20 protein-coding genes are annotated in these 18301 nt (G+C 65.8%); 9 read left to right on the top strand and 11 right to left on the bottom strand.

Annotated features, from left to right (window positions below; all coding sequences use genetic code 11):
• The first annotated feature begins 321 nt into the window (after positions 1-321).
• Positions 322-1062 carry an EAL domain-containing protein gene (locus tag FYK34_RS18320; RefSeq protein WP_196782538.1) on the top strand — a complete coding sequence of 247 codons (741 nt, stop codon included), beginning with the start codon at positions 322-324 and terminating at the stop codon, positions 1060-1062.
• A 43-nt stretch (positions 1063-1105) separates the two neighbouring features.
• On the opposite strand, the gene ybgF is transcribed toward FYK34_RS18320, so the two are convergent.
• From ybgF to FYK34_RS18275, 9 genes are all read right to left on the bottom strand, one after another.
• Positions 1106-1849, bottom strand: a complete 744-nt coding sequence (gene ybgF, locus FYK34_RS18315; protein WP_149298985.1) for a tol-pal system protein YbgF — start codon at positions 1847-1849, stop codon at positions 1106-1108.
• Between the two features lie 111 nt (positions 1850-1960).
• Entirely contained in the window at positions 1961-2482 is a 522-nt protein-coding gene (gene pal, locus FYK34_RS18310) for a peptidoglycan-associated lipoprotein Pal (protein WP_149298983.1), read from the bottom strand.
• Positions 2483-2496: 14 nt separating this feature from the next.
• Positions 2497-3783 carry a Tol-Pal system beta propeller repeat protein TolB gene (gene tolB, locus FYK34_RS18305; protein ID WP_149298981.1) on the bottom strand — a complete coding sequence of 429 codons (1287 nt, stop codon included), beginning with the start codon at positions 3781-3783 and terminating at the stop codon, positions 2497-2499.
• A gap of 31 nt (positions 3784-3814) precedes the next feature.
• Positions 3815-4720: an energy transducer TonB gene (locus FYK34_RS18300; protein WP_149298979.1), complete on the bottom strand. Its 906-nt coding sequence runs from the start codon at positions 4718-4720 to the stop codon at positions 3815-3817.
• Positions 4717-5130 (bottom strand): biopolymer transporter ExbD, encoded by a 414-nt coding sequence (locus FYK34_RS18295; RefSeq protein ID WP_149298977.1) that lies wholly within the window; start codon positions 5128-5130, stop codon positions 4717-4719. Before FYK34_RS18295 ends, FYK34_RS18300 begins: the two co-directional genes overlap by 4 nt.
• A 114-nt stretch (positions 5131-5244) precedes the next feature.
• Positions 5245-5910, bottom strand: a complete 666-nt coding sequence (locus FYK34_RS18290; RefSeq protein WP_149298975.1) for a class I SAM-dependent methyltransferase — start codon at positions 5908-5910, stop codon at positions 5245-5247.
• A gap of 61 nt (positions 5911-5971) precedes the next feature.
• Positions 5972-6151, bottom strand: coding sequence for a DUF3460 family protein (locus tag FYK34_RS18285; protein WP_149298973.1), 180 nt, complete (start codon positions 6149-6151; stop codon positions 5972-5974).
• Positions 6152-6217: 66 nt separating this feature from the next.
• Positions 6218-6805 (bottom strand): TMEM175 family protein, encoded by a 588-nt coding sequence (locus tag FYK34_RS18280; RefSeq protein WP_149298971.1) that lies wholly within the window; start codon positions 6803-6805, stop codon positions 6218-6220.
• Positions 6806-6824: 19 nt separating this feature from the next.
• Positions 6825-7790 (bottom strand): sensor histidine kinase, encoded by a 966-nt coding sequence (locus tag FYK34_RS18275; RefSeq protein ID WP_149298969.1) that lies wholly within the window; start codon positions 7788-7790, stop codon positions 6825-6827.
• Between the two features lie 149 nt (positions 7791-7939).
• Between FYK34_RS18275 and FYK34_RS18270 the strand changes: the two genes are divergently transcribed.
• The 8 genes from FYK34_RS18270 (at position 7940) to FYK34_RS18235 (ending at position 15218) form a co-directional block, all read left to right on the top strand.
• A complete protein-coding gene (locus tag FYK34_RS18270; protein ID WP_149298967.1) occupies positions 7940-8698 on the top strand; it encodes a substrate-binding periplasmic protein in 759 nt (252 codons plus the stop codon).
• 334 nt (positions 8699-9032) lie between these two features.
• Positions 9033-10199 carry a Re/Si-specific NAD(P)(+) transhydrogenase subunit alpha gene (locus tag FYK34_RS18265; protein ID WP_149298965.1) on the top strand — a complete coding sequence of 389 codons (1167 nt, stop codon included), beginning with the start codon at positions 9033-9035 and terminating at the stop codon, positions 10197-10199.
• The gene (locus FYK34_RS18260) at positions 10192-10491 is read left to right on the top strand and encodes a proton-translocating transhydrogenase family protein (RefSeq protein WP_149298963.1); all 300 of its coding nucleotides are present in this window, start codon (positions 10192-10194) and stop codon (positions 10489-10491) included. Before FYK34_RS18265 ends, FYK34_RS18260 begins: the two co-directional genes overlap by 8 nt.
• A 3-nt stretch (positions 10492-10494) precedes the next feature.
• Positions 10495-11868: an NAD(P)(+) transhydrogenase (Re/Si-specific) subunit beta gene (locus FYK34_RS18255; RefSeq protein WP_149298961.1), complete on the top strand. Its 1374-nt coding sequence runs from the start codon at positions 10495-10497 to the stop codon at positions 11866-11868.
• 75 nt (positions 11869-11943) lie between these two features.
• Positions 11944-12636 (top strand): META domain-containing protein, encoded by a 693-nt coding sequence (locus FYK34_RS18250; protein ID WP_149298959.1) that lies wholly within the window; start codon positions 11944-11946, stop codon positions 12634-12636.
• Positions 12637-12686: 50 nt separating this feature from the next.
• The gene (locus FYK34_RS20755) at positions 12687-13355 is read left to right on the top strand and encodes a DUF4377 domain-containing protein (protein WP_196782536.1); all 669 of its coding nucleotides are present in this window, start codon (positions 12687-12689) and stop codon (positions 13353-13355) included.
• Between the two features lie 151 nt (positions 13356-13506).
• The gene (locus tag FYK34_RS18240; protein WP_149298957.1) at positions 13507-14328 is read left to right on the top strand and encodes a class I SAM-dependent methyltransferase; all 822 of its coding nucleotides are present in this window, start codon (positions 13507-13509) and stop codon (positions 14326-14328) included.
• A 68-nt stretch (positions 14329-14396) separates the two neighbouring features.
• A complete protein-coding gene (locus FYK34_RS18235) occupies positions 14397-15218 on the top strand; it encodes an HDOD domain-containing protein (RefSeq protein ID WP_149298954.1) in 822 nt (273 codons plus the stop codon).
• A gap of 15 nt (positions 15219-15233) precedes the next feature.
• Here the strand turns inward: FYK34_RS18235 and FYK34_RS18230 are convergent, their stop codons facing one another.
• Together FYK34_RS18230 and FYK34_RS18225 are read right to left on the bottom strand one after the other, a co-directional pair.
• Positions 15234-16889, bottom strand: a complete 1656-nt coding sequence (locus tag FYK34_RS18230; protein ID WP_149298952.1) for an AMP-binding protein — start codon at positions 16887-16889, stop codon at positions 15234-15236.
• A 348-nt stretch (positions 16890-17237) separates the two neighbouring features.
• Positions 17238-18245 carry a zinc-dependent alcohol dehydrogenase family protein gene (locus FYK34_RS18225; protein WP_149298950.1) on the bottom strand — a complete coding sequence of 336 codons (1008 nt, stop codon included), beginning with the start codon at positions 18243-18245 and terminating at the stop codon, positions 17238-17240.
• Positions 18246-18301: the final 56 nt, after the last annotated feature.

The raw sequence follows: 18301 nt of genomic DNA, 5'->3' as shown, positions 1-18301 counted from the left end.
GCGCCGAGTCCGCTTGACCGGATTCCCCTGTTCCCGGTCGCGCCGGCAGTTTGCGATATCGCGCAAGACAGCCGCCTGCAACATATGCGGCCGGGTACGACGCGACAAGGCGGCTATGGGTCTAGATGGCGGCCAGCGCGTTGATCGCTTGGGGAAAGTCAGGCGCGGTTTACCGTGCCGCTGGCCGCAAGCGTGGAGCCGTTGTTCGCGGCGCGTTCTGCCTGGCCGCCGCGGAAGACTTTGCTAGCGCTTGTCCGATCCCACTAAAATGACATGGGCTTGCCTTGCGCTCGCCGCGCCGACTTCGCCTTGGGATCGATCATGAAAACCGAACCTTGCCAGCACTGCCAACAAAACGAAGCGCTCGACTTTGCCTTCACCATGGCGTTCCAGCCCATCGTGGACATCGAACGCCGCGAAATCTTCGCCTATGAGGCCTTGGTAAGGGGCATGCAGGGAGAGGGGGCGGAGCAGGTACTGGCCAGGGTCGATGACGCCAACCGCTACCGCTTCGATCAGGCCTGCCGCATCCTGGCGGTGGAGTGGGCGGCGCGCCTGGGCGTGACGTGCTACGTCAGCATCAACTTTCTGCCCAACGCGGTATACCAGCCGGCCACCTGCATCCGCGCCACGCTGGCAGCGGCCAAGCGGCATGCCTTCCCTACCCACCAACTGATTTTTGAAGTGGCGGAACAGGAACAGGTGCGCGACCGCCAGCATCTGCAATCCATCTTCACGGAGTACAAGCGCCAGGGCTTTCTAACCGCGATCGACGATTTCGGCGCCGGCTATGCCGGCCTCAGCCTGCTGGCCGAATTCCAGCCCGATCTGGTCAAGCTGGACCTGGGCCTGATTCGCGGCATCCACCAGGACCGGGTCAAGCAGGCCATCGTCCACGGCAACGTCGGCGTATGCCGCGAGCTGGGCATCACCGTGATCGCGGAAGGCGTGGAAACGCGCGAAGAACTGGACTGGCTGCGGCAATGCGGCATCCGCCATTTCCAGGGTTTCCTCTTCGCCCGCCCCGCGATCGAGGCCCTGCCGGAAATCCACTGGCCTTGACTGGCGCCGGCCCAGGCCCCGGCCGGCCACCCTGGCGCAAAACTTACAGCCGGTTCAGCACCTGCTTGGCTTTTAGCGCGGCATCGCTCTTGGGATAGAGCTTGATCAGCCGACGGTAAGTATTCTTGGCCTGGTCCACTTGCCCCAGATCGCGCTGGCAGTTGCCGATATTGCGCAGCGCGTCCGGCGCGAAATGATTGGTCGGATACTGTTCGACGAAACGGCGGTGGATCTCGATGGCGGCGTCGTACTGGCGCAGCGCGGTATGGGCCACGCCCAGCCAGTAGCTGGCCTCCGCCGCTTGCGGCGCCTGCGGGTTTTGCTGGAGGAAGGCGGCCAGCGCGTTGATCGCGTTGGGGAAGTCGCGCGCGCGCAGGAGATTCAGCGCCTTGTCGTAGTCAGGCGCGGTCTGGCTGTCGCCGGCGGCTGCCTGCTGCTGGGCGGCGGCCGGTTGCGAGGCGTCCTGCTTGCCGCTGCCCTCCAGCTTGCTCAGGCGGCCGTCCAGATCGTTGTACAGGTCGTTCTGGCGCTTTTGCGTGGTCTGCAGATTGTAGTTCAGCACTTCAACGTCGCCGCGCAGCTTGGCGACTTCGGCTTTCAGCCTTTCCACCTCGTTGACCATTTCCAGCAATTTGTCGTTGGACAGCTTGCTTTCCACCGCGGCGATGCGGGTCGTGGCCTGCTGGTTCACCATGTCCAGCTGGCGTCGGGTGGCTTCCAGGTCACTGGTGCTGGCGCAGCCGGCCAGCGTCAACAGCAGGGCGCTACTGATGGCGATGCGGTTCATGGGCGTTCCGATGGATGAAGAATGCCGGACATCATAGCGGCTGTGCCGCCGCTTGGCATCCGGCTGGTGCAAACCAAAACGGGCGGCCATCCGGCCGCCCGCGACAGGCGCTTACTGGCCCTGGTAGACGATGTCGGCGCGACGGTTCTCGGCGTAGTCGGCCTCGGTGTGGCCCATCGCCTTCGGCTTTTCCTTGCCGAAGCTGACGGCTTCCAGTTGCTGTTCCTTCACGCCCAGCACTTCCATGGCATGCTTGACGCTTTCGGCGCGGCGCTGGCCCAGGGCCAGGTTGTACTCGCGGCTGCCGCGGGCGTCGGTGTTGCCCTGGATGATCACCTTCTGGGCGTCATGGCCCTTCAGGTAGTCGGCGTGGTTGGACACGGTGACCTTGCCGGCGCCGTCGATGGCGGAGGAGTCGAAGGCGAAGTAGACGCTGCGCTTGGCCAGCGGGCTGTTCGGGTCATGCAGCGGGTCCATCGCCACATTGCCGGTGTTGCTGCCGGAGGTCGTCGGCGCCTGAGTCACCGGCGCCTGGGCGACCGGAGCGGCCGGGGTTTCGGCCGGCTTGGTGCTGGCGCAGGCGGCCAGCAGGGTAGCGACTGCAGAGGCAAGTGCGAGTTGTTTCAGTTTCATCTTGTGGCTCCCGATCAAGGATTATTGAATGGACCCCATGCCGGGTCCTGTACATCACCATTGAGCACTGCCAGTTTCACCTTGCTGCTGCCGTCGGCGCTAGCCGCGTACAGCACGCTCTTGCCGCCGACATCGCTGGAATACAGCACCATGCTGCCATTGGGCGCGAAGCTGGGGCGCTCGCTGTAACTTCCATCTGACAATAAACGAGTGTCATTAGTTGCCAGGTCTTGCGACATCACGCGGAAATTGCCGGCCGAACGACGGATATAGACCAGGGTCTTGCCGTCCGGAGACAACTTCGGCGAAACATTATAGTTACCGTCCCAAGTAACGCGCTGGGCATCGCCGCCGTTTACCGGCACGCGATAGATTTGCGGGCCGCCGCTGCGGTCCGACACGAAGTAGATCATGGAGCCGTCGGGACTGAAGGCCGGCTCGGTGTCGATTCCTCCGTTATACATCAGCCGGCGCGGCGGACCGCCCAGCATATTTAATATATATATCTGAGAGTTGCCGCTGGTGGTCAGCACCACGGCCAGCCGGCTGCCGTCCGGGCTCCAGGCCGGCGCGGAATTGCTGCCCTTGAAATTGGCCACGGCGCGGCGCTGGCCGGTGGCCAGGTCCTGCACCCACACCACCGGCTTCTGGCTGGCGAAGGAGACGTAGGCGATGTGGCGGCCGTCCGGGCTCCAGCTGGGGGAGATGATGGGCTCGGTGGAGCGCAGTATGGTCTGGCTGCGCTGGCCGTCCACGTCGGAAATCTGCAGCGCGTAGCTGCGGCCGGATTTCAGCACATAGGCCAGGCGGGTGTTGAAGAAGCCCTTCTGCCCGGTGATGGCCTCGTAGATCAGGTCGGCGATGGCGTGCGCCACCTGGCGGCTGCGGTCCGGCGTGACGGTGAACTCGGCCCCGGCCAGCTGCTTCTGCTGCGACGCGTCCATCAGGCGGAAGCTGATCTTCAGTTGCCCCCCGGCGGCGTTTTCCACCTTGCCGATGGCGATGGACTGCGCTCCGGCGGCCTGCCACAGCGGGTAGTGGATGTCAGCCGGCTCAAACGGCGTATCTGCGACGGTGGACGGATCCACCAGCCGGAAGGCGCCGGATAGCGCCAGGTCGTTGCGGATCACCGGCGTCAGATTGCCCTGGGTGGGGGCTTCGTCCTTGAACGGCAGCACGGCAATGGCGTGGCGGCTGGCACCGCCGCCTATGATTTCGATGTTCAGTTCGGCGCGGGCGGTGCCGGCCAGCAGCATCGCCGCCAGCAGCGCCCCTCGCAACAGGGCTTTCAAACTCGGCATGTCTTCCTCAGGGCTGTGTCACACCGGCCGCTCAATGCGGCCGGAACGTCAGGGTAAACGTCCGGTAGCCATCGTTGAAATTGGCCCCGGCCGGTAATTTGGGGAAGGTCTTGGCCTCCCATACCGCACGCTGCACCGCGTCGTCATAGGCCGCCACGCCGCTGCTTTTCACGAGTTGCACGGACTTCACTTCCAGCGTGGGCAGCAGCGTCACGCGCAGCACCGCGGCGGGGTTGCCGCTTAAATTGGGCGGAACTTGCACCAGCGGCGTCACCTTGGCCTTGACCTTGTCTATCCAGCCGGCGCTGACGCCGGAGCCGTTGACCGCGCCGCCGGCGATGCCGTGCGGACTGCCGGCCTGGTCGCTGCGCGCATTGGGCTTGCCGCTGGTGCGCGTGCTGTCCAGGCTGGACAGCAAGTCATCCGCCGCCGGGTCGTAGGCTTTCGCCGTTTTATGACCGTGCTTGGCCGCGGGCGGCGGCGGCGGTTTGATGGCTTTCTTTTCCTCTACCGGCTTCGGCTTGGGTTCGGGTTTGGGCTTGGGTTCCGTTTTTTTCGGCTCAGGCTTGGGCTCGTGCTTCTTCGGCTCAGGCTTAGGCTCGTGCTTCTTCGGCTCAGGCTTGGGCGCTTCCATCGGCTTGGGCTTTTCTTCCGGCTTCGGCTTGGGCGCTTCCTTCTTGCCCAGATTGACCTCGGCCGGGGGCGCCTGGACCACGGGCGGCGGCGCTGGCGCCGGGGTCGGCGCCACGGTCACCGGGGCGGCGACGGGCGGCGGCGGCGGCGCCGTGGTCCACAGCTCCAGCGCCAGGGGCGCGGGGCTGGGCGGCGGCGTGGTTTGCAAACCGCCCCACAGCAGCAAGCCGATCACCGCGGCGTGAAATAGCGCCGACGCGATCAGCGACCATGGCCGCAGCGAACTGGACGGTTGCGCGCTCATTGCTTGGGCGTTTGCTTCACGGTCAGCGCCACGCGCTTGATGCCGGCCTGGTGCAGACGATCGGCTATCTTCACCACCTCGGCATACTTGAGGTTGGCGTCGGCCGAAATGGCCACCGGCCGCTGCGCGCCGGCCAGCAGGGTTTGCAGTTGGCTGGCCAAGTCGTCCAGCGAGTCGATGCGGGTTTTCTGCTCCCCGTCCACCAGCTCTATCTTGCCGGCGGCATCCACCGTGACTTCGATCGGCCGCACGTCGATGGCCGGCGCCTCGGACACGCTGGGGACATCAATCACGCCGGGCGTGAACATCGGGGCGGTAACCATGAAAATCACCAGCAAGACCAGCATCACGTCGATATAGGGCACGACGTTCATCTGGTTCATCTGGCGGCGGGGACGGCGGTTTAGCATGACGGATTCAGGCTCGGCTCGGTCAAACGATCATCATAGCATCGTCACTTCTAACGATGCTGAGGCCAAAAGGTTTCAGAGTGTTTGCAATTCGCGAAAGTTCTTCCGCCGCGTTCAGCGCCGGGTGCATAGCGTCAGGCCATCGCCTATCGGCAGCACGCACATGTGGACGCGCGCGTCGGTCTTCAGGCTGGCGTTGAATGCATGCACCAGGTGCACGCCGGGCGGGTCTTGCGGCTTGGGGTCCACCACGCGGCCGGACAGGAAGATATTGTCGATGGCGATGACGCCGCCGGGCCTCACCAGCTGCAGGCAGGCTTCGTAATAGTCGCGGTAGCCCGGCTTGTCGGCGTCGATGAAGGCGAGGTCGAAGCTGCCGGCGCGCCCCTGCGCCAGCAGCTCGCGCAGCGTGGCCAGCGCAGGCTGCAAGCGCAGGTCTATGCGATCGGCCACGCCGGCCTTGGCCCAGTATTCCCGGGCGACGGCGGTGAAGGTTTCGCTGACGTCGCAGGCCACCACCTGGCCGTCTTCCGGCATGGCCAGGGCCACGGTCAGCGCGCTGTAGCCGGTGAACACGCCGATCTCCAGATAGCGGCGCGCGCCGATCAGCCGCGCCAGCCAGCCCATGAACTGGCCCTGGTCCGGCGAGATCTGCATCTTGGCCAGGCGGTGGCCGGCGGTGAATTCGCGCAGTTCGCGCTGCGCCGGGTGCTCGGTCACGGCGATATCGAACAGGTAAGCGGAAAGGGCGCTGTCAAGCGCGACGGTGTGGCGGGTCATGTACGGGCTTCCAGAATGACAAAACGCCCGCGAGGGGCGTTGGATGCGAGCCGGCCGGCGCTTATTCCGGCTGGTAGACGTAAGGCTTTTGCGGCACGCGGGATTCTTTCCAGCGGCGCTGATCGTCCAGGCTGACCTCGCGGTCCCACAGCGTCAGACGCAGTTCGCGGCGCTGGCTGTCCACTTCCGGATGTTGCTCCAGGAAGCCGTTCATGAATTTGGTGAATTCGGACTGGTACATCGTCCCTACCCCTGATGGATGGATGCCGATAGTTTAAACGAATACGACGGCGACCGCCACGCCGCCTCACCGCGTTTCCTCCTCACGCAGCAGGCACTCGATGCGCTTGTCCGGCACCAGCCACATCAGCGCCACCGCCAGATACAGCGCCCCGGCCAGCCAGGCATGCCACCAGGCCAGGGCGATCGCCAGCAGGTAGATCACCGGGGACAGCTTGCCCTTGAAGTCGCCGCCCAGCGCTTCGGCCAGGCGGGTGCGGTTGCCGGGCAGGCACAGCAGGGCCTGCTGCATGATCCACCAGGCGATGGCGCACATCAGCAGCACGCCGCCATACAGCGCCACCGGCAGCGGCGCGTAGTGGTTCTCCCCCATCCAACCGGTGACGAAAGGAATCAGCGACAGCCAGAACAGCAGGTGCAGATTGGCCCACAGCACGCGGCCGTCTATGCGGTGGGTGGCGTGATAGAAATGGTGGTGGTTGTTCCAATAGATGCCTACGTAGACAAAGCTCAGCACATAGCTCAGAAACACCGGCAGCAGCGGCGCCAGCGCCGGCCAATCCGCGCCGTGCGGCACTTTCAGCTCCAGCACCATGATGGTGATGATGATGGCGATCACGCCGTCGCTGAACGCCTCCAGCCGGTTCTTGCCCATATCGTTCTCCTAGATGGCTTCAATCCGCCGCCCGACGGTAAGGCAGGCGGACGCGCGTGCGGTAGCGCTCGCCATGCCGCTCGCCGGTCAGGCTGGCCTCGGCGTCGAAAAACAATTCCAGCCGCTCCCGCAGATTGGACAGGGCCATGCCGCTGCCCACGCGGCCCCCGTCCTCCGCGGCCGGCACCGGGTTGTCCAGCGTCAGTTCCAGCTGGCTGCCGGCCAAACGCGCCGACACGTCGATCGCCACCTCGCCGGCCAGCCGCTCCGCGCCGTGATACACGGCATTCTCCACCAGCGGCTGCAGGATCAGCGGCGGCAGCGCGGCATCCAGCGGCGCCTCCAGCCGCCAGCGCACTTGCAGCCTGGGCCCCAGCCTCACCGACTCTATCGCCAGATACATCCGCGCCAGCTCCACCTCGCGCGCCAGCGTGGAGGCGCGCGCCGGGTCCGCCATCTGGGCGCGGAACAGCTCGGCCAGGTTTTCCAGCACCCCCTCGGCCTGGGCCGGCTGCTGTCGGATCAGCGCAATGGCGGCGTTCAGGCTGTTGAACAGGAAGTGCGGCCGGATGCGCGCCTGCAGCGCCGCCAGCCTCGCATCGGCCAAGGCCGGCGACAAGGCCCGCTGCCGTAGCGATAGATAATGCAGCCCTGCCGCCGCCGCCAGCATGGCCAGCAGCGGCGCGGCCGGAGCCGGCGGCGTGGCGTCGCGCAGACACCAGCCGCATCCGGCAAAACAAGCCCCAACCAGCGCCAGCGCCCACCACGCGCCGCGCCGTCGCCGCGTCAGCCGCGGTCCCGCCAACGCCAGCAGCGCCAAGGACAGCAAACTGCCCGGCACCAGGGCCAGCGCGGTCTGCAGCCAGCTCCACAACGGATCCGGCCGGCTCCAGGCCAGCAGGCCATCGCCCAGCAGCAGCGCCAGCGGCAACAGCAAGGCGCGCAGCATCACGCCCAGATTGCGAAAGTCCGGTAACGGCATCATCGGTGCATCAGTCGTGGGCGGCATGCGGCGATCATAGCAAGTCGGACGGCATGGCGACATGTAGATTGATATCAATCAAGACAAATCATGGGCAAACCATTCGCCCCATGTATAACTTTAGAGAATGCTGACAACGAGGTGAGTCCGCGATGAAAGCCCTGCCGGCGCTGCTATTGGCATTGTGCGTCTGGGCCGGCGCCGCCCCGGCCGCCGAGCTGCAGATCTCCACCGGCGAATACGCGCCCTGGTGCGGCGAACGTTTGCCCGCGCAGGGCTTCGTCAGCCGGGTGGTGCGCGAGGCCTTCGCCCGCGAAGGCGTGCAGGTGCGCTTCCGCTTCATGCCTTGGGCCAGGGCGTTGGAAGCCTTGCGCAACGGCGATGTCCAGGCCAGCTCGTTCTGGTTCGACGATCCGGTCAAGGCCAAGGAATTCCTGTACAGCGCGCCACTGTCCGAACACCGCGAAATGCTGTTCCACCGCAAGGACCTGGCCATGCCGCGCTGGCAAAAACTGCGCGACCTGAGCAGCCTGCGCTTCGGCGCCACCCGCGGCTACACCTACACCCCGGAGTTTCGCCAGCTGGAAAAGCAGGGCGCGCTATCGGTGGAAGAGGCCAACGACGACAAGACCAATCTGCTGAAGCTGCTGGCCGGGCGCATCGACATCTTCCCGCTGGATGAATTCACCGGCTGGCAGCTCTTGGCCTCCGACGCCTTCCCGCCTGGCGCGCGCGACCTCGTCACCACGGAGAATCGCCCGTTCAGCGCGCATTACGGCCATCTGCTGATGCAGCGCTCGCCGCGCAACGCGCAATGGATGGCCAAGTTCAACGCCGGCCTGGCCAAATTGCGCGCCGACGGCACCCTGGATCGCTTCAAGCTGGACCTGTATCGCGGCTCGGGGCAGTAGACCACCGCTGATCCAGCGCAAACCGCGGCGATTGCTGCGGTTTTCCCGGCTTTACACCGGCGCCGCGCGCGGCATACGGTCATCCCTTCACTGGGCGGTCACAGGCAATTCAGACGCCGCTGTCATATTTATTACATCCGCTTCCGCTTCAATCGAATCAGATCCGATGGGCACTGCACCCTGTCCAGTCTGTCAGACGATATACGGTAGCCAATATATGGCTTGCATAATGCACTGCAGCATGCTTTTAATATTTTTCAAACGTCCGTTCGAAAGCGCCGCGCACGGCCGTTCAAGATCCTGATTTCCCTATCCATTCGCAGGAGATTCTGAGATGCAAATCGCCATTCCAGCCGAAAGGCTGGCCGGAGAGCACCGTGTCGCGGCCACGCCGGAGACGGTGAAGAAACTGGTCGCCGCCGGCCACGCCGTCTCGGTGCAGGCGGGGGCCGGCCTGGCCGCCGCCATTCCCGATGCCGCTTACGCGGACGCCGGCGCCGCCATCGCCCCGCAACGCCAGCCGCTGCTGGCCGCCGCCGACATCGTGCTGTGCGTGCGCGCGCCGGAGGCCGACGACATCGCCGCGTTGAAAGCGGGCGCGGTCATCGTCGGCATGTTGTCGCCCTACCACAACCCCTTGCTGCCGCAGCTGGCCGCGCGCGGCGTCTCCGCCTTCGCGCTGGAGCTGTTGCCGCGCACTACGCGGGCGCAGAGCATGGACGTGCTGTCCAGCCAGAACAATATCGCCGGCTACAAGGCCGTGCTGCTGGCCTGCCAGTATTACCCGCGCTTCATGCCCATGCTGATGACCGCCGCCGGCACGGTGAAGGCCGCCCGGGTCCTGGTGCTGGGCGTGGGCGTGGCCGGCCTGCAGGCCATCGCCACCGCCAAGCGGCTGGGCGCGGTGGTGGAGGCCTACGACGTTCGCCCCGCCACCCGCGAGCAGGTGGAGTCGCTAGGCGCCAAGTTCGTCGAAGTGCCGATGAGCGAGGAAGAGAAGGCAGCCAGCTCCGGCGTCTACGCCCGCGAGATGACGCCCGAGTTCCTGGCGCGGCAGAACGAGTTGCTGGCCAAGCGCGCCGCCGCCGCCGACATCGTCATCACCACCGCCCTGATTCCGGGCAAGCCGGCGCCGCGCCTCTTGTCCGCCGCCGCCGTGGCCGGCATGCGGCCCGGCTCCGTCATCGTGGACCTGGCGGCCGAGGCTGGCGGCAACTGCGAGCTGACCCGCGCCGGCGAGGCGCATCTATCCGACAACGGCGTGCACCTGGTGGGGCTGGCCAATCTGCCCGCCATGCTGGCGGCGGACGCCTCCAGCCTGTACGCGCGCAATCTGCTGACCTTCCTCGGCCTCTTGCTGAGCCCGGAAGGCCTGAAGCTGGACCTGGACGATGACATCGTCGCCGCCACCCTGGTCGCGCACCAGGGCGAGCAACGCTTCGGCGCGCCGGCCAAACCGGCCGCCGCCGCCCAAACCGACAAGGAGCCGCACCATGGTTGATCCCTTCCTCACCAGCCTCACCGTCTTCGTGCTGGCCGTCTTCGTCGGCTACCACGTGGTATGGAACGTCACGCCCGCGCTGCACACCCCGCTGATGGCGGTGACCAACGCCATCTCCGGCATCATCATCGTCGGCGCCATGCTGCAGGTGGTGGATATCAACGGCCAGCAAATCACCCTCACCTCGGTGCTGGGCGCCATCGCCATCTTCCTGGCCAGCATCAACATCTTCGGCGGCTTCCTGGTCACCCAGCGCATGCTGGACATGTTCAAGAAAAAGAACAGGGGTTAAACGATGCAGAATATTTCCGCGGTTCTCTACCTCGTCGCCGCCGTACTGTTCATCCTGGCGCTGAAGGGGCTGTCCAGCCCGGCCTCGGCGCGGCGCGGCAACCTGTACGGCATCGTCGGCATGGCCATCGCCGTGCTCACCACCTTGCTGATCCTGGACAAGCCGGTGCTGGCGCTGATCGCCGGCGCCATCGCCGCCGGCGCCGTCATCGGCGGCTGGAAGGCGCGCACGGTGGAAATGACCGGCATGCCGGAGCTGGTGGCGGCCATGCACTCGCTGGTGGGCCTGTCCGCCGTGCTGATCGCCGTCGCCGCCATCTTCCACGCCGGCGTGGAGCACACGCCGGTGCAGAAGGTGGAGCTGTTCATCGGCGCCTTCATCGGCGCCATCACCTTCACCGCCTCGGTCATCGCCTACGGCAAGCTGTCCGGCCGCTTCGGCGCCAAGGCCGTCAGCTTTTCCGGCCAGCACCTGCTGAACCTGACCCTGGCGCTGGCCATGGTCGGCTTCGGCATCGCCTATTTCGCCACCGACAGCCAGGCCGCCTTCCTCGCCATGCTGGCCGTCGCGCTGGTATTGGGCGTGACGCTGATCATCCCCATCGGCGGCGCGGACATGCCGGTGGTGGTGTCCATGCTGAACAGCTACTCCGGTTGGGCGGCGGCCGGCATCGGCTTCACCCTGAACAACCCGGTGCTGATCATCGCCGGCGCCTGCGTCGGCTCGTCCGGCGCCATCCTGTCCTACATCATGTGCAAGGCGATGAACCGCTCCATCGTCAGCGTGCTGCTGGGCGGCTTCGGCGCCGAGGCGGCGGCCGGACCGGCGGCGGGCGACGGCGCGGCCAAGTCCTACAAGGCCGGCAGCGCCGAGGACGCCGCCTTCCTGATGGCCAATGCCGACCAGGTGGTGATCGTGCCCGGCTACGGCCTGGCGGTATCGCGCGCCCAGCACGCGCTGCAGGAGTTCGCCGAGCTGCTGCATGAGAAAGGCGTCGGCGTCCGCTACGCCATCCACCCGGTGGCCGGCCGCATGCCTGGCCATATGAATGTGCTGCTGGCCGAGGCCGAAGTGCCCTACGAGCAGGTGCTGGAGATGGAGGAAATCAACGCCGACTTCTCCACCACCGACGTGGTGCTGGTGATAGGCGCCAACGACGTGGTCAACCCGGCGGCGCAGAAGGACAAGGCCAGCCCGATTTACGGCATGCCCATCCTGGAAGCGCACAAGGCGCGCAACGTGATCGTGGTCAAACGCTCCATGAACGCGGGATACGCCGGGCTGGACAATGAGCTGTTTTACATGGATAAAACCATGATGGTGTTCGGCGACGCGAAAAAAGTGGTGGAAGACCTACTGAAAAACGCCGTACATTGACCACGCCGCCCGCGGTCCACACGCCCGCCGCTGGCGGGCGTTTCGCTTCTTCGCTCGATAAGAACAGGAGACCGCATGCCCACCCTCAGCGCCCTTCTCGTCAGCGGCAGCATGATACTGCCCAGCCAAGCCCTGCCAGACCTGCAACACACCGAATGGCGGCTGCAAGCGCCCGCCCAGTCCGCCCCCCTGCCCACCTTGAGCATCGCCGACAACCGCCTCAGCGGCTTCGCCGGCTGCAATCGCTTCACCCTGGGAATCGACCAGGACGGCAAACATCAGGTCGCCACCACGCGCATGGCGTGCGCGCCGGAGGTGATGCAGCGCGAACAGGCGCTGCTGAAATTCCTGGCCGCGCCCTTCCGCCTGCTGCCATCGGAAAACCGCCAATCCCTGACCCTGCAGGCCGGCAAAACCGCCTACCGCTTCCTGCGCGTCGCCGCGGGCGCGACTGCCGCTTACCCCGCCCCTGCCGCCAGTCCGGCCCCGACGGCGCAAGCCGCGCCAAGCGCCTTGCGTCCCGAAGTCGGCGAACAATACTGGTATGTCAGCAGCGGCACCTGCGTAGCCGGCGCCTGCCTGCGACTGCGCAGCCGGGAGGACCAACCCTGGCTCGACTACGACGGCTCGATCTTGGGCTTCCAGCCGCAGCCGGGACACAGCTACTACCTGAAACTGCAAGGCGAGCCGGCCGCCGACGGCGGACATCCCACCTTGCAGCTGGTCAGGGTGATCTATCAGGAAACGGCGGCGCCGCTAGCGGACTGAGGGAACCGCGGCGTCCCTCTCGCGTCCTATCCTATTTACATTAGGAAATCATGATGCGCATGAGTCTGATCGCGCCGACGCTGGCCGCCGTCGTTTTGGCCGGCTGCGCCGCCACGTCCCCCGTCCGCGTCGCGGACGCCCCCACGCTGTCCCAACTTCAGGGCGAGTGGCGCCAAGTGGACGCCGGCCCCGCCGCCGCCAAGCTGCAAATAGACGGGCAGCGCCTGTCCATCCGCGCCGGCTGCAACGGCATGTTCGGCCCGGCCGCGCTGGAAAACGGCAAGCTCAGCGCCAAGCCGCTGGCCGCCACCATGATGATGTGCCCGCCGGAAGCGATGCAGCGCGACGCCGCGCTGAGCCGCCAGCTGGAAGCCGGCATGCCGGTCAAGCTGGCGCGGGGCCAACTGCTGCTGGGCGAGGGCAAGGACGCCATGCGCTTCGAGAAGCTGCCGCAGGGCGAGATCAAGTTCATCTACGTCGCCGCCGAGCGCAAGCCATGCAGCGGCGTGGCGCCCATGCAGTGTCTGCAGGTGCGCGCCGACAAGAACCAGCCGTGGCAACTGCATTACGGCGAAATCGAGGGCTTCCAGCCCGAACCGGGCGTGGCCTACCGCCTGCGCATCAAGGAAGTGAAGGTGGACAATCCGCCAGCCGACGCCTCGTCCATCCGCTGGATACTGGACATGGTGGTGGAGCAGGAAGTGGTGAACAAGCCCTGAGGACCTGTTCCCATTCTGCTTGGCATGATTTGAAGCGGTAGGGCGGGCAGGGCCTGCTGCCTGCCCGCCCGACAGCTGCATGGATGCGTCCAAAACGGATCACCGCCCCCGCTCTGCTACAATCGCGGCATTGAAATTGCAGGAGGCCGCCATGAGCCTGATTCCCGAAATCAAACCCCAGCAATCGCTGGAGCTGCTCAAAGAGCTGCACATCCTCACCCGCGACGGCAAGATCAACCAGGACACCCGCCGCAAGCTGAAGCAGGTTTACCACCTGTACCAGTTCATCGAACCCTTGATGGCCGACGTGCTGGACAAGAAAGGCGCAATGACGCTGGCCGACCACGGCGCCGGCAAGTCCTACCTCGGCTTCATCCTGTATGACCTGTTCCTGAAGGACAAGGCCGCCGGCCAGGTCTACGGCGTGGAAACGCGGCAGGAGTTGGTGGACAAATCGCGAGAGCTGGCCGAGCGCCTGGGATTCGAGCGCATGGGCTTCCTGAACCTGACCGTGGAACAGTCCATCACTTCGACCGAACTGCCGGAGCAGGTGGACATCATCACCGCGCTGCACGCCTGCAACACCGCCACCGACGACGCCATCCGTTTCGCCCTGGCCAAGGACGCGCAATACATCGTGCTGGTGCCGTGCTGCCAGGCCGAGGTGGCCTCGGTGCTGCGCCAGAAAAAGAACGAGACCTTCGGCAAGACGCCGCTGTCCGAATTGTGGCGCCATCCCATCCACACCCGCGAGTTTGGCAGCCAGCTGACCAATGTGCTGCGCTGTCTGCAGCTGGAAGCGCGCGGCTACCAGCTGACCGTGACCGAGCTGGTGGGCTGGGAGCACTCGATGAAGAACGAGCTGATCATCGCCAAGAAGACCGGCAAGGGCAAAGCCAGCGCGCGCGAGCGCCAGCTGGCCATCCTGGACGAACTGAACCTGATGGACCTGCGCGAGCGCTTCGCCTACTGAACGCCGCATTCCGCTTTCTTTCGCCGCGCGATTGCCTAAGCTCAAACCTGAACGACGGGAGAGCGCGCATGCAAGTGGCGGAAATCTTCGAAAAGGCGACCGGCAAGCTGCCCATGGTGCCCAAGGTGGTGCAGGAGCTGATGGCCAGCTTCCATCGCAACGATATCAATATCGGCGAGATCACCGACATGGTGATGCATGACCAGGTGCTCAGCGCGCGCGTGCTGCGCCTGGCCAACAGCGCCCGCTTCGGCGGCAGCCGCCGCGTCGGCTCGTTGGACGATGCGGTGCTGCTGCTCGGCTTCGACAACCTCAGGGTGCTGGTGATCGCCTCCGGCATCACCGGCGCCACCCTGGGCATCCCCGGCTTCGACATGCGCGCGTTCTGGCTGCGCAGCTTCGCCATGGCCAATACCGCCAAGCTGCTGTCGCGGCTGTCCGGGCTGGATCCGCAGCTGGGCTACACCTGCGGCCTGCTGTCTAATATCGGCGAACTGGTGCTGTATGTCGCGGTGCCGGATCAGGCGCGCCAAGTGGACCGCATCATCGCCGGCGGCATGGACCGCATCGCCGCCGAACGCATGCTGCTGGGCATGGACCTGACGGTGCTGGGCGCGGAGCTGGCCAGGCGCTGGAATTTTCCGGACGAAATCCAGGAAGCCATCCTGAACCAGCATGACTTGCTGAACGAGGATGCCTCGCCGTTCGCGCTGTTGATCGGCCTGACCAACTGCATCGTCTCCGGCTTCCGCCACGGCATGCCCAGCGAGGAGATGCTGGCCAGCCTGCCGGAACGGGTGCTGGAGCGGCTGAACCTGGAGCGCGAACGCATGGAAAACGCGATAGACCCGTTGCAGCAGTCCAGCACCCTGGTGGACGAGCTGTTCTAAGCCACCTGCTTGCCGCTATGCCGGCTGGCGCAGTTCGCGCCGCAATATCTTGCCGACGTTAGACTTGGGCAGCTCCTCGCGGAACTCGACGTGGCGCGGCACCTTATACGCCGTCAGCTTGTCGCGGCAGAAGCCCAGCAGTTCGTCCGCCTGCAGCGCCGGGTCCTTGCGCACCACCACGATTTTCACCGCCTCCCCGCTGCGCTCGTCCGGCACGCCGATGCAGGCCACCTCGCGCACGCCCGGATGCTGCGCCACCACGTCCTCGATCTCGTTGGGATAGACGTTGAAGCCAGACACCAGCACCATGTCCTTCTTGCGGTCCACCAGCTTGAGCATGCCGTCAACCGTGCGCACGCCGATGTCCCCTGTGGCGAAGAAGCCGTCGGCATGAAACACCTTGGCCGTCTCTTCCGGCCGCTGCCAGTAGCCGGCCATCACCTGCGGCCCACGCACGCACACCTCGCCCGGCTCGCCGTCCGCCACGTCCTCGCCGGCGTCGTTGCGCAGCCTCACCTCGGTGTCCGGCACCGGCAAGCCCACCGTGCCGGTATAGGCCGGATTGGCCAGGGAGTTCACCGACACCAGCGGCGAAGTCTCGGTCAGGCCGTAGCCCTCCAGCAACGTCAGGCCGGTGATCTTCTGCCAGGAATCCGCCACCGCGCGCTGCACCGCCGCGCCGCCGCCGATGGAAACCTTCCAGCCGCTGAAGTCCAGCTTGGCGAAGTCCGCGTGATGCGCCAGCGCATTGAACAGCGTGTTGACGCCGATGAAGGCGTTGACCGGGTATTTGGCCAGCTCCGCCACCATGCCTGGAATGTCGCGCGGATTGGTGATCAGCAGGCTGGTGCCGCCGATGCGATTGACCAGAAAACAGTTCACCGTCAACGCCAATACGTGGTAAAGCGGCAGCGGCGTGGCCACCGCGGCTTGGCCCTCTACCAGGCCCCGGCCCAACACCAGCCGCGCCTGCTCCACATTGGCCAGCAAGTTGCGGTGGCTCAACATGGCACCCTTGGACACGCCGGTGGTGCCGCCGGTGTATTGCAGAATGGCCAGCTCGTCCGCCTGCACCGCCGCGTCGCGCCAGCGCGCGGCTTGACCGGCAGCCAGCGCGCGGCGGAAGGCGATGGCGTCCGGCAGATGATAGGGCGGCACCATTTTCTTGACGTAGCGCACCGCGGCGTTGACCAGCCAGCGCTTGGGCGTCGGCAGCAGGTCGCCCAGCTCGGTCACTATCACATGCTTGAGCGGCGTCTCGGCGCGAGCCTGCTCCACCACGGCGGCGAAATTGGCCGCCACCAGGATGGCGGCCGCGCCGGAGTCGGCCAGCTGATGATGCAGCTCGCGCGCGGTGTACAACGGGTTGACGTTCACCACCACCAGGCCGGCGCGCAGAATGCCATACAGCGCCACCGGGTACTGCAGCAGATTGGGCAGCATGATGGCCACGCGATCGCCGCGGCTCAGCCTCAGGCTCGTTGTCAGGTAATCGGCGAACTGCGCGCTCAAGCGCTGCAGCTCACGGTAGCTGAGGCTGCCGCCCATATTGCGGAAAGCGGGCTGATCCGGATAGCGGGCTGCCGTTTTGGCCAGCATCGCGCCCAAGGACGCGTAAGGCAGGTCGCCCAGCTTGGCGGGTAAATCCGGATGACGGGCAAAGTCCTGCATGTTTCTCCTCCTGTCGCCGCGGCGGCGGGCTTCGCGGCAGGTGACTGTTTTTATGGCGGGGATGCGGGTGAAACGGACGGCATGCGATGCGATGGGACGCCAACCCCGACGTTAATCCATCGTCATCGCAATTTCAATCAAACGTCCGAATCAATGCCGCGAGACCAGGAAGGAAAACAAGCGGACGGGCTGGCTGGCGACCGCTGCGCAAACCGCGCCGCCCGTCGCGGCAAGCCCGGAGAAAGGCTGGCATCGACGCTCCCCCGCCCATCGCCGCGCGGCACGGCATCTTGGAAAAGCGCCTAGCCGGGATGGCCGCTGCGGCGCGGACGCAACAGCGGAGGAAGCCTAGCCGCCGACGCGTATCGCCACCTTGCCGAAGTGGCCCGCCGCGCGCAGATAGGCATAGGCCTGCGCAGCCTGATCGAAATCGAATACCCGGTCGATGGCGGGCCACAAGCGATGCTGGCTCATAAACGCCGACAACTCGGCCAAATGTGCCACCGAGCCCACGGTGACGCCGACGATGTCGGCGTTAATGGTTTGCAAGCGGCTCAAGTCCGGCTTGGGTCCCAAACCGCTCAGCACCCCTATCTGGGCCAAGACGCCGCCGGCTGCCAATGCCTGCAGCGACTGCGGATAGGTGGCCGGCCCGCCCAGCTCCAGCACATGGCTCGCGCCCTCGCCGCCGGTCACTTCCCGCACGGCGCTCGCCCAGTCCGGCCTTGCTCGATAGTTGATTCCCTCACTCGCGCCCAAAGCCCGCGCCCGCTCCAGTTTAGCGTCCGACGAGGACAAAACGATCACTCGCGCCCCCAGCGCCACGCCCAATTGCAGGCCGAATAGGGCGACCCCACCCGTACCCTGCACCAACAAGACGTCTCCGGCGGACAGACGGCTGCGCGCCGCCAGCGCATGCCATGCCGTCACCCCGGCGCAAGGCAGGGTTGCCCCCTCAACGCCATCCCAATGCGACGGCATTGCCACCAGCGCGCCAGCCGGCACGATGAGGTATTCCGCCAGCACGCCGTCGCGCGCTTGGCCGCCCCAGGCCGACTCCATATAACGCGATTGGAATCGGCCTTCGATCCAATCGCGGAAAAACGCCACCGCCACGCGTTGCCCCGGCCGCCAATGGCTGACGCCCTCACCCAACGCGTCCACCGCACCGGCGGCGTCGGACAAGGGGACTCGGCCAGGCAGCATGCCGGCGCGCGCGGCGTCCTGAATCAGCAGATCGCGATAATTCAGGCTTGCCGCCTCCACTCTGACGCGTACTTCCCCCGGCCCCGGCTGCGGTAGGTCCGCCTCCTCCATGCGCAGTTCGCCGCCTGCATCGAAACGATAAATCTTCATGAATTTCATCCGATCATAATGGTGACAGCGGCATGCTAAACTGTGACACAACTGTT

Origin of the sequence: Chromobacterium paludis (genome assembly GCF_008275125.1) — a bacterium.
Taxonomy (GTDB): domain Bacteria; phylum Pseudomonadota; class Gammaproteobacteria; order Burkholderiales; family Chromobacteriaceae; genus Chromobacterium; species Chromobacterium paludis.
This window is presented reverse-complemented; position numbering and strand designations above follow the sequence as displayed.

Excerpts from the sequence above, each read along its gene's own strand:
- FYK34_RS18320 (WP_196782538.1), top strand. The coding sequence starts at position 322 with ATGAAAACCGAACCTTGCCAGCACTGCCAACAAAACGAAGCGCTCGAC.
- ybgF (WP_149298985.1), bottom strand. The coding sequence starts at position 1,849 with ATGAACCGCATCGCCATCAGTAGCGCCCTGCTGTTGACGCTGGCCGGC.
- pal (WP_149298983.1), bottom strand. The coding sequence starts at position 2,482 with ATGAAACTGAAACAACTCGCACTTGCCTCTGCAGTCGCTACCCTGCTG.
- tolB (WP_149298981.1), bottom strand. The coding sequence starts at position 3,783 with ATGCCGAGTTTGAAAGCCCTGTTGCGAGGGGCGCTGCTGGCGGCGATG.
- FYK34_RS18300 (WP_149298979.1), bottom strand. The coding sequence starts at position 4,720 with ATGAGCGCGCAACCGTCCAGTTCGCTGCGGCCATGGTCGCTGATCGCG.
- FYK34_RS18295 (WP_149298977.1), bottom strand. The coding sequence starts at position 5,130 with ATGCTAAACCGCCGTCCCCGCCGCCAGATGAACCAGATGAACGTCGTG.
- FYK34_RS18290 (WP_149298975.1), bottom strand. The coding sequence starts at position 5,910 with ATGACCCGCCACACCGTCGCGCTTGACAGCGCCCTTTCCGCTTACCTG.
- FYK34_RS18285 (WP_149298973.1), bottom strand. The coding sequence starts at position 6,151 with ATGTACCAGTCCGAATTCACCAAATTCATGAACGGCTTCCTGGAGCAA.
- FYK34_RS18280 (WP_149298971.1), bottom strand. The coding sequence starts at position 6,805 with ATGGGCAAGAACCGGCTGGAGGCGTTCAGCGACGGCGTGATCGCCATC.
- FYK34_RS18275 (WP_149298969.1), bottom strand. The coding sequence starts at position 7,790 with ATGATGCCGTTACCGGACTTTCGCAATCTGGGCGTGATGCTGCGCGCC.
- FYK34_RS18270 (WP_149298967.1), top strand. The coding sequence starts at position 7,940 with ATGAAAGCCCTGCCGGCGCTGCTATTGGCATTGTGCGTCTGGGCCGGC.
- FYK34_RS18265 (WP_149298965.1), top strand. The coding sequence starts at position 9,033 with ATGCAAATCGCCATTCCAGCCGAAAGGCTGGCCGGAGAGCACCGTGTC.
- FYK34_RS18260 (WP_149298963.1), top strand. The coding sequence starts at position 10,192 with ATGGTTGATCCCTTCCTCACCAGCCTCACCGTCTTCGTGCTGGCCGTC.
- FYK34_RS18255 (WP_149298961.1), top strand. The coding sequence starts at position 10,495 with ATGCAGAATATTTCCGCGGTTCTCTACCTCGTCGCCGCCGTACTGTTC.
- FYK34_RS18250 (WP_149298959.1), top strand. The coding sequence starts at position 11,944 with ATGCCCACCCTCAGCGCCCTTCTCGTCAGCGGCAGCATGATACTGCCC.
- FYK34_RS20755 (WP_196782536.1), top strand. The coding sequence starts at position 12,687 with ATGATGCGCATGAGTCTGATCGCGCCGACGCTGGCCGCCGTCGTTTTG.
- FYK34_RS18240 (WP_149298957.1), top strand. The coding sequence starts at position 13,507 with ATGAGCCTGATTCCCGAAATCAAACCCCAGCAATCGCTGGAGCTGCTC.
- FYK34_RS18235 (WP_149298954.1), top strand. The coding sequence starts at position 14,397 with ATGCAAGTGGCGGAAATCTTCGAAAAGGCGACCGGCAAGCTGCCCATG.
- FYK34_RS18230 (WP_149298952.1), bottom strand. The coding sequence starts at position 16,889 with ATGCAGGACTTTGCCCGTCATCCGGATTTACCCGCCAAGCTGGGCGAC.
- FYK34_RS18225 (WP_149298950.1), bottom strand. The coding sequence starts at position 18,245 with ATGAAGATTTATCGTTTCGATGCAGGCGGCGAACTGCGCATGGAGGAG.